Raw genomic sequence first — 15,332 nt, 5'->3', positions numbered from 1 at the left:
CCCTCGGCCTTCGGCCACTCCCCCCGCACGCGGGGGGAGAAAGTAAACCGGTAGAGATAAAAACCCATGCGCTATCTTCCCCTGACCGATGCCGACCGTGCCGAGATGCTCGCCACGATTGGCGTCAAATCCATTGACGATCTGTTCGTGGACGTGCCGGCTTCGGCCAGGCTGAAGGACCCGGTCGCTCTGCCCGCCCACATGAGCGAGCTCCAGGTCGAACGCGCGCTGGGGAAAATGGCGGGCAAGAACGTGTCGGCGTCTTCGGTACCGTTCTTTGTCGGGGCCGGGGCCTACAAGCACCACATCCCGTCGACGGTGGATCACCTGATCCAGCGGTCGGAATTCCTGACCGCCTACACGCCCTACCAGCCGGAAATTAGCCAGGGGACGCTCCAGACCCTGTTTGAGTTCCAGACCCAGGTCGCGCTCCTGACCGGCATGGATGTGGCCAATGCCTCCATGTATGACGGCTCGACCGCCTGCGGCGAGGCCGTGCTGATGGCGGGCCGCGTTACCAAGCGCCGCAAGGCCGTGCTCGCCGGGTCGCTGCACCCGCACTACGCGGAAACCACCAAGACGCAGGCGAAATATCTCGACATCGACGTGGTTTCGACGCCGGCGGACCTCAATGGAATCGACGCGCTCTACGACGCGATCGACGACGAAACGGCCTGTGTCGTCGTCCAGTCGCCGGACGTGTTCGGCCGCCTGCACGACATCACCGATCTCTGCGAGAAGGCGCATGCCCATGGCGCGCTGGTGATCTCGGTCTTCACCGAGCCGGTGTCCTTGGGCCTCGTCAAATCACCTGGCGAGATGGGTGCCGACATCGCTGTCGGCGAAGGCCAGTCCATCGGCGTCGGCCTCAATTTCGGCGGCCCCTATGTGGGACTTCTGGCCTGTAAAAATGATCGCAACTTCATCCGCAACCTTCCCGGACGTCTGGCCGGCGAGACGGTCGATGCCGACGGACGGCGCGGCTTCGTGCTGACGCTCTCGACGCGCGAACAGCATATCCGGCGCGAGAAGGCGACCTCGAACATCTGCACCAATTCCGGCTTGTGTGCGCTCGCCTTCACCATCCACATGACGCTTCTGGGCGAGAAGGGCCTCAGGGGTCTCGCCCGGATCAATCACGAGACGGCCTGCGACCTCGCGGATCGCCTGTCCGGAATCCCGGGTGTCGAGCTTCTCACCGACGCCTTCTTCAACGAATTCTCGCTGCGCCTGCCGAAACCGGCCGCGGGCGTGGTCGATCTGCTGGCCGAGCAGGGCGTGCTCGCCGGTGTGCCGGCCGCGCGCCTCTATCCGGGCGGCGGGCTCGACGACGTGCTGATCGTCGCGGCGACCGAAGTCTGCACCGAGAACGACCTCATCATCTTCGAGAAGGCCCTGAAGGGAGCGCTGTCATGAGCATGATGCAACCCTTCTCCCTCCCCCTGCAGGGGAGGGCCGGGGTGGGGGAGAACCTTTTGCCCGGATGCCCTGCCAAAGAAATTCACCCCACCCTTACCCTCCCCTCAAGGGGAGGGAATCGCGCCTTGGAGACGCTGTCATGAGCATGAATACGCAAGGCCGCCCGACCCGCTCCGAAGCGCCCGCTGATCCGGGCGGCTATCAGGATACGTTCTCCGGTTCTCGCGGCCTCGATCAGGCCGAACCGCTCCTCTTCGAGCGCGGCTCGACGGATACAACCGGTGTCGATCTGCCTGAACCGAAAGGCACCAAGACCCGTCTTGGCGGCCTGGACCGCACCGCCGAGATTGGCCTGCCGGGCCTCTCCGAACCGGAAACCATGCGCCACTATGTGCGTCTGAGCCGTAAGAATTACGCCATCGATCTCGGCCTCTACCCGCTTGGCTCGTGCACGATGAAGCACAATCCGCGCCTGAACGAGAAGGTCGCCCGGATGCCCGGCTTTGCCGACGTGCACCCCTTACAGCCGCAAGCGACCGTTCAGGGCGCATTCGAGCTGATGGGTGAGCTGGCCCACTGGCTGATGACACTGACGGGAACGCCGTGCGTTGCGATGTCACCGAAAGCCGGTGCGCATGGCGAGCTGTGCGGCATGATGGCCATCCGCGCCGCGCTCGATACGCGCGGCGAATCCGGCCGCCGCCGCGTGCTGGTGCCGGAATCGGCGCACGGCACCAATCCCGCAACGGCGGTTCAGTGCGGCTTCACGACCGATGAAATCCCGGCGGATGCCACGGGCCGGGTCGACATGGCGGCACTGAAGGACAAGCTCGGCGACGACATTGCCGGCATCATGCTGACCAACCCGAACACGTGCGGCCTCTTTGAGCGCGACATCATCGAGATCGCCGACCTGATCCACGAGGCGGGCGGGTATTTCTACTGCGACGGCGCGAATTTCAACGCCATCGTCGGCCGGGTGCGCCCGGGCGATCTCGGCATCGACGCCATGCACATCAATCTGCACAAGACCTTCTCCACCCCGCATGGCGGTGGCGGTCCGGGTTCCGGTCCGACGGTCTTCTCAGACGCGCTCGCGCCCTTCGTGCCGGTTCCTTACGTCGTCAAGGACGGCAAGGGCTGGAAGATGGTCGAGCATGTCGCGGACGCAGAAGGCGAACCCTTCGGCCGTATGACGGCCTTCCACGGCCAGATGGGCATGTTCACCCGCGCGCTGACCTACATGATGAGCCACGGCTCGGACGGGCTGCGCGCCGCGTCGGGCGATGCCGTCCTCAATGCCAACTACATTCTCGCTCGCCTCAAAGGGGCGATGTCGCCGGCCTTCGAGGGCGTGTGCATGCACGAGGCGCTGTTCAACGACAACTTCCTGAAAGACACCGGCGTAACGACGCTCGATTTCGCCAAGGCGATGATCGACGAAGGCTACCATCCGATGACGATGTATTTCCCGCTCGTCGTCCACGGGGCCATGCTGATCGAGCCGACCGAGACCGAATCGAAGGACGGGCTGGATCGCTTCTGCGACGTCATGCTGGCGCTGACCGAGGCGGCGAAAGCCGGCGAGGCGGACCGCTTCAAGGCGGCTCCGGTCCATGCGCCGGCCAAGCGGCTCGACGAAACGCAGGCGGCGCGCAACCCGGTCCTGCGCTGGACGAAAGACTAGCTGCGGTCAGCCGGGGGGCGAGGGGGCAGTATCTGATCGCCCAGTCGCTTCCCGGCCCGCAGGGTTGGCCGCTCGAACAACGTGTAGGCCAGTGCGGCAAACACGACCGGCACAATCACCATCAGCGTGATGAAGACGAGATTGTCGGCGATGCCGGGGCGGGCAAATCGCGTCCAGATGTGCGCGAGTGCCGCGATGATCAACAGGTGTGACAGGTAGAGACTGTAGGACCAGTCGCCGATGCGGCGGGTCCAGACGGGCGCACGGACGCCCTGGTCGCGCTCCAGCGCCGCCATGCCCAGCACCAGCAATGCTGATGCCGGTCCAAAGGCGAGGACGCGGCCCCACCAGGCCGGATAATCGTCCGGACCGCGCAGGCCAAGGACAACCGCACCGGTCAGGAATGCGGCCAGACCCAGGGCGGTTATCAGCCAGGGGAAGCGATACCACCCCCTGTAGAGGACCAGGGCTGCAGCCGCCCCGAGAAGGAATTCATAGGTGTGGGGATGAAAGGCCACGGCCAGCCAGGGATTTGAGGTGCTATCGATGCCCAGCGCCAGTCCAGCGGCGACAATCAAGGCCCAGAGGCCAAGACCGACGGGCAGGAAGCGTTCCCGGGGCAGCAGAAACAGACCAAACACCAGATAGAAATAGAGCTCGTGAAGCAGCGTCCAGGACACGCCCAGCAGGGGTGGATTGTGTTGCGGGATGAGCAGGAAGGATTCCACCACGCCGGACTGGCTGAACCAGAAGTCCTGTGTGCCCTGAGCATAGAATCCGGCAATGGCCAGCGCGGTGAAGAGCCAGACCGGCGGGTAAACGCGCACTGCCCGGTCGAACCAGAAGCGCAGCGCGTTTCGCGTCTCGGCAAAACGCCCGCGCGTGACATACACCATGATGAAACCGGAAATCACGAAGAACAGGTCGACACCGGCCACACCGTGATAGAGCCAGCCGGAAAGCAGGGGATCGCCGGCCGCGCGTAACTCGTTGGCCTGGATATGAATGACCACGACCAGAAGCGCCGCGAGCGCACGCAGGGCCTGTATGTTATCAATACGCTGCGACGGTCCCACCGCGTCCTCCCCCCTCGTCCCTCCCCAAGTCTAGCGGGGTTTGTCGTCAGGTCTACGCGCCGCATGTGCTCTTTGACCGGCCATGACGGCGAATGCGGCAATGGCCCGGAGAGCCTGGATCGAGTCAAATCGTTGCATACCGCCTGGGGCGCGATGGTCAGACAGGGGGATCGGGCTGGGCCCAATCCCGCTCCTGTATACTACAAATTGCCGTAAAGCGGTCGTTTTCCACTGCTTATGTGGCGTGATCGCCCTATCGCCGGACTTGTCCGGCGGCTAAGGCGACCCATCTAGGGGAGGGTCCGGCACGCACATGGCCGGGAATGAGTGGCAGAACGATGAATGAGACGCTGAACGGCATGAAACGCAATCCGATCGGGAACGCCATTGTCACGGTGTTCCGGATGATCGGCGCTGCGCTGGGTCTGGCGTTGATGTTCATCGCCATTCCGTTCGCGATTACGCCGATCCCGCTCGGTCTGCCGCTCCTGATTCTCGGGACGTTGATGCTCGCGGCCTGTTCCAAGACAGCCCACACCGCCATTGTCGCACTGTTGAAGCGCTGGCCCTGGCTGTGGCAGCGCGTTCGCCGCCTGTTTGGCGACAAGGACGAAGCGCCCGCCGAATAGCGAAACGCCAACAAGAATACGGCCCGGAGGGAGATCCCGCCGGGCCGCTTTAATTTTGATTGTTTGTGCTGAGGTCTAGTTCAGCCGGTCCTCGATGGCCTTCAGATCAGCCTTGAGGTCGGTCTTCGCGCCCTTGTCCGCAATCAGCTTGGCGGCCGCATCGGCAGCCAGGTCAGCGGCCAGCGCCTTCACCTCGGCAGCGGCGTGGGCCTCGGCTTGGGCAATGCGGGCTTCGGCCATGGCGGTACGGCGCTCGATGCGCTCGGCCAGCTCGGTCCGCGCAGTGGCGGCGAGCGCCTTGGCGTCCTTCTTGGCCTGGGCGACGATGCCTTCGGCCTCGGCTTCGGCTTCACGCTGCTTGCGCTGATAGGAGGCCAGCATTTCCTGGGCTTCTTCGCGCAGGCGGCGGGCTTCTTCAAGCTCGTTACGGATCGCGTCGGACCGTGCGTCGAGCTGTTTGGCGATCAGGGCCGGAATCCGCACGAAAAGCGCGATGGCCACGACGATGGCAAAGGCGACAAAGACCCAGAAGGTCGGATCGCTGCCCGGATGCAGGAAGTAATCAAAGTGCATGGCTTACCCCTGACGAACCGATTTGACGGCCGCAGTGGTGGACTTCTTGTCCGGCGCGGTGCCGGTCAGGGTTTCCACCAGAACGGACGCGGTTTCCGCGGCGACATCCTTGACGTGGGCCAGTGCTTCGGTGCGCATCTCCGTGATGCGCGCTTCGGCAGCCGCCTGACGTGCCGCGACTTCGGCCTCGGCCGCTTCGCTTTCTTCGGCGATCTCTGCGTCCACCTTGGCCTTGTTCTTGGCCGCAATGGCATGGGCCTTGGCCTTGGCGTCGGCAAGCTGACGCTCATAGGCCGCCACGGCCTCGTCGGCTTCCCGCTTGTTCTGGGCCGCCGCATCGAGGTCGTCCGCGATACGGTCGCGGCGGTTCTCGATCGTGGTCGCGATCTTCGGCAGCACCACCCGCGACAGCAGGAAGAAGAGCAGGCCGAATGTGACGGCGAGCCAGAACAGTTGGCCCGGCCAGCTCGACGGGTCGAGCTGGGGCAGGCCGCCTGCACCGTGCGCGGCGTCTTCCGCGTGAGCGGCGTCAGCTCCCTCACCGGGGGCCAAAATCGAGGCAAGCAGCGCCGTAATCATGGCGAGCGTCCTTTGGTTACGAGTTCGCGCGAATGTCTAAAGGATCAACCGTACAGGATGATCATCGCGACGACGAAGCCCAGCAGACCGGTGAATTCGGTCAGGGCGAAGCCGATCAGCAGGTTGGTGAACTGGCCCGCGGCTGCGGACGGGTTGCGCAGGGCACCGGCGAGGTAGTTGCCGAAGATCGTACCGATACCCACACCGGCACCACCCAGGGCGATGGCGGCAATACCAGCGCCGATTTGTTTGGCTGCGTCGAGTTCCATATCAAAAGCTCCTTGAATGATATGTGTCGTTTGAAGGGTTAGTGAGACGGGTGCAAGGCATCATTGATGTAGATGCAGGACAGCACCGAGAAGATGTAGGCCTGAAGGAAGGCGACCAGGAATTCCAGGCCGGTCACCGCCGTGGTGATCCCCAGCGCCAGCAGGGCCAGCGCGCCACCGGCGGCAAAGCCGAGCGCGGCGACCAGCGAGATCATGAATCCACCGAACAGTTTCAGCAGGATGTGGCCGGCCAGCATGTTGGCGAACAGACGGATGGCCAGGCTGAACGGACGCGACAGGAAGGAGACGACCTCGATCGGAACGAGGATCGGATACATCCACCAGGGCAGGCCCGACGGCGCGAAAAGCTTCAGGAAGCCCAGGCCGTTCTTGGTGAAGCCGACCCACAGCACGATGGCGATCGTGGTCATGGCCAGCGCCAGCGTGACGATGATGTGGCTGGTCACGGTGAACATGCCCGGGATCAGGCCCAGCAGGTTCGCCGCAAAGATGAAGATGAAGAGGGTGAAGATGTACGGGAAGAACTTCATCCCGTCCTTGCCCATGATCGAGCTCGCCATGTCGGCGACGAATTCATAAAGGAGTTCGGCAATCGACTGGCCGCGTCCGGGGACGAGGGCGCGCTTGCCCATCAGCAGCGACAGGCCTCCGGCGACCAGCAGCACGATGATGATCATCATCGTCGCGGTGTTGGTGATCGTCAGATCGATACCGAAAACCGTGGGCAGCGGCAGGATCGGCTGCACCTCGAACTGGTGCATCGGATCGGTTTCAAGCATCGCCATCGCGTCGTTCCGTCACTCGTTTCGATCGCCTGACAGGCGTTCGTGTTCTATCTGTCTGGCCGTGCGCAGCAGATTGCGCAACCCGGCCACGAAGCCAATTCCCAGCCCGGCCAGCATCACCCAGGGGGCGGTCCCGGCCAGCCGATCGATGCCCCAACCCAGTCCCCCACCGACAAACAGGCCGGCAAGGAGGTCGCCCGACAGCTTGATCGCGGTCGTCCAGGCCTTTCCGGTCTCGCTGGGTCCGTCGTCTTTTTCCGGCTTCCGGGCGGCGAGTTTCGCGCTCAGTCGGCGGTCGAGATCCTGGAGATCCGCGTGTCGGGAAGGTTGGCGCGTTGCGTCGTCTCGTTCGGGCATAGCCATCGATCTGCCCGCTTAAGGAACCCCCTTGCGAGCGCGCGCAAGCTAGACTCGGCCCTATCCCCTGTCAAGCAAACGGGGTGCGGACATAAGCGATTGAAAATACGGTGTTATTTCTATTCCGCGGCAATCAGTTGCTCGGCTCCGGCGAGATCGACGGAGACCAGCTGCGAAACGCCGCGTTCTGCCATCGTCACCCCGTAGAGCCGGTCCATGCGCGACATGGTCAGCGGGTTGTGGGTGATGACGAGGAATCGCGTCTCGGTCATGCGGCGCATTTCGTCGAGCATCCGGCAGAAGCGGTCGACATTGGCATCGTCTAGCGGCGCATCGACCTCATCAAGCACACAGACCGGTGCCGGGTTTGACAGGAAGACCGCGAAAATGAGGGCGCAGGCGGTCAGGGCCTGCTCGCCGCCAGACAGGAGCGACATGTTCTCCAGCTTCTTGCCCGGCGGGCAGGCGAAGATTTCCAGACCGGCTTCCAGCGGATCGTCGCTCTCGGTCAGGCGCAATTCGGCGCGGCCGCCCTCGAACAGGGTCTCGAACAGCTTGCGGAAGTGAGCATCCACGCGCTCGAAGGCTTCGAGCAGGCGAGCACGCCCCTCGCGCGAGAGCGAATCGACGCCCTTGCGCAGCCGGTCGATGGCCGCGACCAGGTCGTCGCGTTCCTTGACCAGTTCGTCGCGGCGGGTTTCCAGCTCGGTGGCTTCCTCGTCCGCGCGCAGATTGACCGCACCGAGGCGTTCGCGGGACTGCCGCGCGGCATCAAGCCGGCGGTCGAGCTCGTCGGGGTCAAAGCGCAGCAGCGCCTCATCGACCTTGGCTTCCAGCTCTTGCGGCTCGGCTCCGCAGGCTTCTACGAGGCGGCCCAGCGTCTCCTCGATCCGTTCACGCGCAGCGGTCAAGCGAGCCTGGTCAGCGGCCCGGGCTTCGCGCGCAGCGGAGGCTTCGCGTTCGGCGGCGCGTGCAGCGGTATCGGCGGTCTTGGCCAGGTTCTCGGCATCCAGCGCGGATTCCCGGGCGGCAGCGGCCGCAGTCTCTGCAGCACTCAGCGCTTCGGACAGGGCATCGAGCGCCGCGGCGACCTCACCCGGGCGCGATTCGGCGTCGGCGAGGCTTGCGCGGGTCTTGTCGTCCTCGGCACCCAACGCATTGATCTGCTCTTCCGCCGACTGGCTGCGGCGGGACCAGTCGTCGCGCTCGCGGGCCAGCTGGGCGAGGCGGTTGCGGCGGGTTTCCGCGTCCCGCTTGGCGGCCTCATCGGCCCCGCGCGCCTCGTCGGCCTCGCGGCGGGCGGCTTCGGCCCGGGCGCGCGCGGCCTCGAGGTCGGCTTCGGCCTTCGAATGATCGTCCTGATTGGCCAGCGTCGCGGAAGCGGCTTCCAGTGCCGCTTCGCTTTCCGCGATCTCGCCGGAGAGGCGTTCGATCTCGGCTTCCAGTGCGCTGCGGCGTTCGGCATCGCGGGCGGCGGATTCCCGGGCAGCGGCGAGCGAATTCATCGCGTCCCGCGCTGCCGCTTCAGCCGGCGCGATCGCGCGCCGGGCTTCGGCTTCGTTACCGCGGGCGGTTTCGAGCGCGGCGCGCGCCAGCTCGGCCTGCTTCTGGACGTCGGCGATGCGCGGGGCGAGGGCTTCCGCTTCGGCGCGGGCGGCATCGAGTCGGTTGAGTTGTTCCAGGCGCGCTGCGGCTGGCGAGGGCGCATCAGCGCGGGCGGTATAGCCATCCCAGCGCCAGAGATCGCCGGCCTTGCTAACGAGACGCTGACCCGGTTTCAGTCCGGCGATGGCCGCAGGGGCTCCGTCGGCATCGACCACACCGATCGCGGCGAGGCGTGCGGCGAGTGCGGGGGGCGCATCGACATGATCGCTTAACGGTTCGCAGCCCGCGGGCAAATCCTCGGCGCGGACACGGCCCTTTGACCAGGCGCGGGCGGCCCCGGCGTCGAGCGATGCTTCCAAATCCTCGCCAAGCGCGGCACCGAGCGCCTTTTCATAACCGGGTGCCGCCTTGATGGCGTCAAGCGCGCGGTTCTCCACCGCCTCCTGGGCGAGCATGCGTTCCAGCGCGGCGATCTCGCGTTCCAGAGCCGAACGCTCACCCTCGGCCTCGCGGCGGGCCTCATTGGCGTCGCGCTCGCGTCCTTCGGCTTCGCGGCGGGCGATCTCGGCCTGTTCGTGCGCCGCGCGGGCCGCATCGGCAGCGGCCTGCAGGCGGTCGACCTCTTCAGGGTCGAAGTCGAGACCCAGACCGGCCTCGCCGAGGGCGGCGTGGGCGGCACGGGCGGTCTCGAAGGCCGTGTTCAGCCGGGCAAGACGGGCAGACGCCGCATCGCGTTCGCGTTCGGCGGCATCGCGGGCCGCCCGCGCTTCGGCAAGCATTCGGGCGGCTTCATCGAGGGTGGCGTCGCCCTCGGTGCGCCTGGCTTCGGCGTCGGTCCGGGCAGCGGCGGTCTTCTGCAGTATGGCCGTTTCTTCGGCTTCGGCGGACTCCAGCCGGGCGATTTCCTCGGCACTGGCGGCCCGCCGCGCTTCGGCATCGTCACGGATCGCGGTTTCGCGTTCGACCGAGGCGGCCAGTTCAACAAGCCGGTTCTTCAGCCCCTCGACCGCGCGTTCGGCCTCGGCGGCATCGCGCACGAGCGTGTCACGCTCACGTTCCAGCCGGCGCAGGGCGGCACTGGCTTCGGCTTCGGCTTCCCGGGCCGGACCCTGACCGGCACCGGCCTCTTCGGCAGCGGTGCTGGCCGATGCAGCAGCGCGCATGGCCTCTTCGGCGGCGGCTTCGCTTTCGGCGAGCGCGGCTTTTGCGGTGTCGAGCGCGGCATTGGCCGTGCGGTAGCGCTGCAGCCAGAGCGCGGCTTCCAGTGCCCGGATGTCGCCGGACAGGTTGCGGTAGCGTGCAGCCTGGCGGGACTGTTTCTTCAGGGCCTCGAAGCGGACTTCCAGGTCGTCGACGACATCCTGTAACCGGTCGAGATTGGTTTCGGCGGCTTTCAGGCGCAGTTCGGATTCGTGACGGCGTGCGCGCAGACCCGAAACGCCTGCGGCTTCCTCGAGCACCCGGCGGCGATTTTCCGGCTTGGCGGCGATCAGCTCGTTGATCTGGCCCTGGCGAACGAGCGCGGGCGAATTCGCACCGGTCCCGGCGTCGGCAAAGAGCAGCTGGACATCCTTGGCGCGAACATCCTCGCCATTGACCTTGTAGGCCGAACCCGCGCCGCGCGTGATGCGGCGGATGACGTCGAGCGAGACATGATCGTTGAAACGAGGGGGAGCCGTGCGGTCCGAATTGTCGATCCCGAGCGTGACTTCCGCGCGTTCACGCGAAGGCCGCGCGTCGGTCCCGGAGAAGATCACGTCCTCCATGCCCGAGCCGCGCAGGGACTTGGCCGACGTGGCCCCCATGACCCAGCGCAGGGCTTCGAGAAGGTTGGATTTGCCGCAGCCATTGGGGCCGATGACGCCCGTGAGTCCGGGATCGATCCGAAGCTCGGTCGGATCGACAAAGGACTTGAAGCCCACGAGTTTGAGCGTGGTGAACTTCACCCGGCCTCCGCCTCATGCGCGATCCGGCCCATCAAGACCCGTCCGCATACCCCCAATTTGCGCGTACCGGCGTTAGTCCCGGTTCTGCTGTTCGAAATAGTCAATGATTCGGGTGAAGCTGTCTGCCTCTACCGTTGCAGGGACCTGCTCACCATCGATCAGCAGCGGCTCGCCGTCGGCCATATAGATAAAGCCGTGGCTCTCACCGCTATGATCATGCTCGGTCGTCACCAGCACGCCATTGATGATGAAAGCCGGCGTTGCCGGAATGCCGTCCGCGACCGCCTGTTCGTGCGCGGCGATCACGGCCGTCCGGACAAGGTCGTTATTGAGGCAGGTCGTGAAATCATTTTCATTCAGCCCGACTGCAGCGGCGATCTGGAGATAGACCGGCAGGGCACCGCCTTCGCTTTGCGCGGCCTGGAAAATCTCGCCCTGTTGGGTGAAGAGCAGGTCGAGTGCATCGAAATAGAGGTTGTCGGCGGCGCAGCGCGCCATCATGAAGCCGGCCAGCGCAAGCGGTGCGGAGCCGGTCAGCATCTCGCGGGTCACGAAACGGACCCGGCCGGTGTTGATGTAGTCTTCCTCAACCGCGGGCCAGACATTGTTGTACCAGGTCCCGCAATGCGGGCAGGCAACCGAGGCGTATTCAATCAGGAGAACGGGCGCATCGGGGTCGCCGAGCGCGAAGTCCCCGGGGCGCTCTTCGCCGCGCGGTGCGATATCCTGGGCAGACGCGCCCGCCGTGAAAAGGAGCGCGAGGGCAGCAAGGCCGGTCCGAAACAGCATGTGATCAGCCCTCGTCGCCGGATTCGGTGTCATCGACCGGGGTCGATTGCGGCGCACTGTCGTCGTTCTCCTCGACTTCAGGCATGTCGCTATCCATCTCGCCATCGGTCGGCATGTCGGGCGACGGCGTTCCGCCGGCCTCGGCCACGACATGGTTCAGGATGCGGCGGAAGGTGGATTCATTCTGCAGCGCCGGGACGGTTTCGCCGTCGATCATCAGCGGTTCGCCGCCGAGCGTGTAGATGACAATGCCGTCACCGCGGCGGGTGTCGAGCAATTCACCGTTGATGATGAAGGTCGGCGTGGACTGGATGTCGTCATCGACCGCGCGCTGGTGAGCGTCGAGCACTTCGTCGCGCCGCTCGGTCGAGTTCAGGCATTCAGTGAATTCGGCATCGCTCATGCCGACCGCGCGGGCTATCGTGCGGTATTCCTCCAACGCGCCGCCGGGGCGCTGGGCGCTGGTGAAGATGGCGCGTTGCTGCTGGAACAGCAGGTCCAGCATGTCGAAATAGCGGTCATCAGGGGCGCAATTGGCCAGCATGAAACCGGTCACGGCGAGCGGGCGTGAACCGGTGATCATTTCACGGAAGACATAGCGGACCTGGCCGGTCTCGATGAATTCTTCCTCGACCATCGGATAGACGCTCTCGTGGTAATCCGCGCAATGCGGGCAGGCGACCGAGGCGTATTCGATGACCGTGACCGGTGCGTCAGCGGAGCCCCGCGAACGGTCCGTATCCCGTTCGTAGGCGGTGCGGCCGGTGTCTGAAGACCCGCCCCCGCCGCAGGCGGTCAGGGCGGTGGCGGCGGCCAGAAGGCCTGCGGTCAGAATCCGGCGATTGGTCAGCATGCTCGTCATTCCCCTGTGTCGGTCTTCGCGCGCACGGCGCGGTCAAAACGGTCCAGCGCCGACCCTAGTCTGTCGGCGGGTTGTCTCTCTACGTCTTTATGCAGGTTGCCGCCGCTCGTACGCAAGGGCGGAGCAGGACGCGCCGGGCCGGGCAGATTGCCCTGGCGGACGCGCAGGCGGGTCGGTGCGCGTGTGCCGGCGAAATCGCCGACGCGTTCAAGTATCCGGGCGGCCTCGGCCTCGATGATGGCTGCGGCCGGACCCTTGGCGACGATGAACAGCGTATTGCCCCGGATGGCGTCAGGCGCGCTCCATGCCGATAGCCGTTCGCCGACAATCTCGGTCCAGCGTTCGGCCAGGGCATCAACACCCGGACCAAATCGGGCCGAGAGAGGCTTTATCACCTTGGCCACGGCCCGGCTGACCGATGGTGGCCCGGACCAGGCCTGCCGTCCGCGGCGCGCGTTGAGGTAACGTGAGGCGGCGCTTTCCAGCGTTGACGGACGAGGGGGTCTGGTCATGCTGCCATCGTCTCCGGGAAGCCGTACCCACACAAGTGACAAGGCCGCAATAGTAGCACCAATGACCAAGCTGGCAGTCTCCCAATTGAGAACAGCGCTGCTGGACTGGTACGACCGGTCGGGCAGGACCTTGCCGTGGCGATTGCGGCCAGAGGATCGCGCGAAGGGGGCTGTCGCCGATCCCTACGCCGTCTGGCTGTCAGAGATCATGCTCCAGCAGACCACGGTTCCCCATGCGACTCCGTACTGGCACCGCTTCCTGGAGCGCTGGCCGACGGTCGAGGCCCTGGCCGAGGCCGACGACGATGACGTCATGGCCGCCTGGGCGGGGCTTGGCTACTACGCCCGCGCCCGCAATTTGCTGGCTTGCGCACGGATGGTGGCCGGGGAGATGGCGGGCCGTTTCCCGGATGACCTCGACACGCTGCGCACCCTGCCGGGTATTGGCGACTACACCGCCAATGCGATCCGCGCGGCGGCCTTCGACAAGCCGGCCAGCGTGGTGGATGGCAATGTCGAGCGGGTCCTGACCCGGCTTTTCCGTATTGAAACCCCCTTGCCGAAAGCCAAGCCGGATATCCGCAAGCGGGCGGCGGTGTTGGCGGACCCAGACCGGCCTGGCGACTATGCGCAGGCGATCATGGATCTCGGCGCGACGGTTTGCACACCTCGATCTCCTGATTGCGCGACTTGTCCGTGGGCCGCCCATTGCGCGGCCCATGCCGCGGGCGTGGAAATCGACTATCCGCGCAAGCTGGTGAAGACGAGAAAGCCGGTCCGGCGCGGCATTGCCTACGCCGTGACGCGGCGCGGTGCGATCTGGCTGCGCAAGCGTCCGGAAAAAGGGCTGCTCGGTGGGATGATGGAAGTCCCCTCGACCGAATGGGGTGAGGCCGCGCCGGCTGATGCGCCGCCGTTTGCCGCGAACTGGCAGCCCTGCGGGACGGTGCGGCACGTCTTTACCCATTTCACGCTCGACCTCGCCGTCGTCCGGGCCGAAGCGCCAGAAGGTTGGCAACCGCCGGACGGGCGTTTCGTAGCGCGTGCGGACATGGACGGGCAGGCATTGCCCAGCCTGTTTGGAAAAGTCGTGGCGCTTGTGGCCGATTAGCCGAGGTCGGCGAGCGCCTTGCGGGCCTTGGCGCGCAGCTCGTCGATGGGGGCAAGCCCGTCCCCGGAGCGGAAGTGCCAGAAGGTCCAGCCATTGCAGGACGGGGCGTTCTGCACGAGCGCGCCGATCTGGTGGATCGAGCCGGTCTTGTCGCCCGCCTTGATCGAGCCGTCGGCGCGCACCGTCGCCCGGGCGCGGCCCTTGGCGTCGTAGAGCTTGTCGCCGGCTTTCACGAGCCCGCTTTCGACCAGCGAGCCGAAGGCGATACGCACTTCAGCGCGTTTGGACTTGGTGACGTCGATGGCGTCCGCACTGCCCGGTTCAATCGCCGCGATGCGTCCGCGCGCGATCTCGGCGTAATTCATGTCCTGTTCCAGGCCGATGAAATGGCGTCCCAGACGCCGCGCCGCTGCGCCCGTCGTGCCGGTGCCGAAGAAGGGATCGAGCACGATGTCACCCGGGTTGGTCGTTGCCAGCAGGACCCGGTGCAGAAGAGCTTCGGGCTTCTGGGTCGGATGCGCCTTCTTGCCGTCTTCCAGTTTCAGCCGCTCTGCCCCCGAGCAGATCGGGAAGGTCCAGTCGGACCGCATCTGTACGCCGTCATTCAGCGCCTTCATCGCGGCGTAGTTGAAGGTCGGCTTCGCGTCCTTGGTCTTGGTCGCCCAGATCAGGGTCTCGTGCGCATTGGTGAAGCGCGTGCCCTTGAAATTCGGCATCGGGTTGGACTTGCGCCAGATGATGTCGTTGCGGATCCAGAAGCCCATGTCCTGCAGGAAGGTGCCGAGCCGGAAAATGTTGTGATAGCTGCCGATCACCCAGATCGCCCCGTCGGGCTTCAGGATACGGCTCGCCTCTTCCATCCAGGCGCACGAAAACAGGTCGTAATCGTCGTGATTGCCGATCTGGTCCCACTCGGCATCAACGCCATCGACACGGGAATTGTCCGGGCGGTGCAGTTCGCCGCCGAGCTGGAGATTGTAGGGCGGGTCGGCGAAGACGAGATCAACGCACGCGTCGGGCAGGGCCTTCATGCTGGCCACACAGTCGCCCACGACAATCTGATCTATTGGAAGTTTCACCTTGAACGCCCCATTCCATCCGCTTGTTCTTGG

15 protein-coding genes are annotated in these 15,332 nt (G+C 65.4%); 4 read left to right on the top strand and 11 right to left on the bottom strand.

Annotated elements, in window-relative coordinates; genetic code table 11:
- Positions 1 to 66: 66 nt before the first annotated feature.
- Together gcvPA and gcvPB are read left to right on the top strand one after the other, a co-directional pair.
- A complete protein-coding gene (gene gcvPA / locus V0U35_RS12485; RefSeq protein WP_330197059.1) occupies positions 67 to 1,416 on the top strand; it encodes an aminomethyl-transferring glycine dehydrogenase subunit GcvPA in 1,350 nt (449 codons plus the stop codon).
- Between the two features lie 142 nt (positions 1,417 to 1,558).
- The gene (gene gcvPB, locus V0U35_RS12480; protein ID WP_330197058.1) at positions 1,559 to 3,106 is read left to right on the top strand and encodes an aminomethyl-transferring glycine dehydrogenase subunit GcvPB; all 1,548 of its coding nucleotides are present in this window, start codon (positions 1,559 to 1,561) and stop codon (positions 3,104 to 3,106) included.
- Here the strand turns inward: gcvPB and V0U35_RS12475 are convergent.
- Entirely contained in the window at positions 3,103 to 4,182 is a 1,080-nt protein-coding gene (locus V0U35_RS12475; RefSeq protein WP_330197057.1) for an acyltransferase family protein, read from the bottom strand. The genes gcvPB and V0U35_RS12475 overlap by 4 nt on opposite strands.
- 338 nt (positions 4,183 to 4,520) lie before the next feature.
- Here V0U35_RS12475 and V0U35_RS12470 point away from each other — a divergent pair, with 338 nt between their 5' ends.
- Complete coding sequence (locus V0U35_RS12470) at positions 4,521 to 4,811, top strand: hypothetical protein (protein ID WP_330197056.1); 291 nt, start codon at positions 4,521 to 4,523, stop codon at positions 4,809 to 4,811.
- 75 nt (positions 4,812 to 4,886) lie between these two features.
- Here the strand turns inward: V0U35_RS12470 and V0U35_RS12465 are convergent, their stop codons facing one another.
- The 9 genes from V0U35_RS12465 to V0U35_RS12425 all read right to left on the bottom strand — a co-directional run bounded on the left by V0U35_RS12465 (position 4,887) and on the right by V0U35_RS12425 (position 13,109).
- A complete protein-coding gene (locus V0U35_RS12465) occupies positions 4,887 to 5,384 on the bottom strand; it encodes a F0F1 ATP synthase subunit B family protein (RefSeq protein WP_330197055.1) in 498 nt (165 codons plus the stop codon).
- A gap of 3 nt (positions 5,385 to 5,387) precedes the next feature.
- Positions 5,388 to 5,963, bottom strand: coding sequence for a F0F1 ATP synthase subunit B family protein (locus tag V0U35_RS12460; protein ID WP_330197054.1), 576 nt, complete (start codon positions 5,961 to 5,963; stop codon positions 5,388 to 5,390).
- Positions 5,964 to 6,007: 44 nt separating this feature from the next.
- Positions 6,008 to 6,232 (bottom strand): F0F1 ATP synthase subunit C, encoded by a 225-nt coding sequence (locus V0U35_RS12455; RefSeq protein ID WP_330197053.1) that lies wholly within the window; start codon positions 6,230 to 6,232, stop codon positions 6,008 to 6,010.
- 38 nt (positions 6,233 to 6,270) lie between these two features.
- Positions 6,271 to 7,038, bottom strand: coding sequence for a F0F1 ATP synthase subunit A (locus V0U35_RS12450; RefSeq protein WP_330197052.1), 768 nt, complete (start codon positions 7,036 to 7,038; stop codon positions 6,271 to 6,273).
- 12 nt (positions 7,039 to 7,050) lie between these two features.
- Complete coding sequence (locus V0U35_RS12445; RefSeq protein ID WP_330197051.1) at positions 7,051 to 7,395, bottom strand: AtpZ/AtpI family protein; 345 nt, start codon at positions 7,393 to 7,395, stop codon at positions 7,051 to 7,053.
- Between the two features lie 119 nt (positions 7,396 to 7,514).
- Positions 7,515 to 10,946: a chromosome segregation protein SMC gene (smc, locus tag V0U35_RS12440; protein ID WP_330197050.1), complete on the bottom strand. Its 3,432-nt coding sequence runs from the start codon at positions 10,944 to 10,946 to the stop codon at positions 7,515 to 7,517.
- Positions 10,947 to 11,018: 72 nt separating this feature from the next.
- A complete protein-coding gene (locus tag V0U35_RS12435) occupies positions 11,019 to 11,735 on the bottom strand; it encodes a thioredoxin domain-containing protein (protein ID WP_330197049.1) in 717 nt (238 codons plus the stop codon).
- 4 nt (positions 11,736 to 11,739) lie between these two features.
- Positions 11,740 to 12,588: a DsbA family protein gene (locus V0U35_RS12430; RefSeq protein ID WP_330197048.1), complete on the bottom strand. Its 849-nt coding sequence runs from the start codon at positions 12,586 to 12,588 to the stop codon at positions 11,740 to 11,742.
- Between the two features lie 5 nt (positions 12,589 to 12,593).
- Positions 12,594 to 13,109 carry a DciA family protein gene (locus tag V0U35_RS12425; RefSeq protein WP_330197047.1) on the bottom strand — a complete coding sequence of 172 codons (516 nt, stop codon included), beginning with the start codon at positions 13,107 to 13,109 and terminating at the stop codon, positions 12,594 to 12,596.
- A gap of 61 nt (positions 13,110 to 13,170) precedes the next feature.
- On the opposite strand from V0U35_RS12425, the gene mutY reads away from it, so the two are divergent.
- Positions 13,171 to 14,220 carry an A/G-specific adenine glycosylase gene (gene mutY, locus V0U35_RS12420; RefSeq protein ID WP_330197046.1) on the top strand — a complete coding sequence of 350 codons (1,050 nt, stop codon included), beginning with the start codon at positions 13,171 to 13,173 and terminating at the stop codon, positions 14,218 to 14,220.
- On the opposite strand, the gene V0U35_RS12415 is transcribed toward mutY, so the two are convergent.
- Positions 14,217 to 15,251 carry a site-specific DNA-methyltransferase gene (locus tag V0U35_RS12415; protein ID WP_373696410.1) on the bottom strand — a complete coding sequence of 345 codons (1,035 nt, stop codon included), beginning with the start codon at positions 15,249 to 15,251 and terminating at the stop codon, positions 14,217 to 14,219. The genes mutY and V0U35_RS12415 overlap by 4 nt on opposite strands.
- Positions 15,252 to 15,332: the final 81 nt, after the last annotated feature.

Source organism: Hyphobacterium marinum (assembly GCF_036330325.1).
Lineage (GTDB): Bacteria > Pseudomonadota > Alphaproteobacteria > Caulobacterales > Maricaulaceae > Hyphobacterium > Hyphobacterium marinum.
This window is presented reverse-complemented; position numbering and strand designations above follow the sequence as displayed.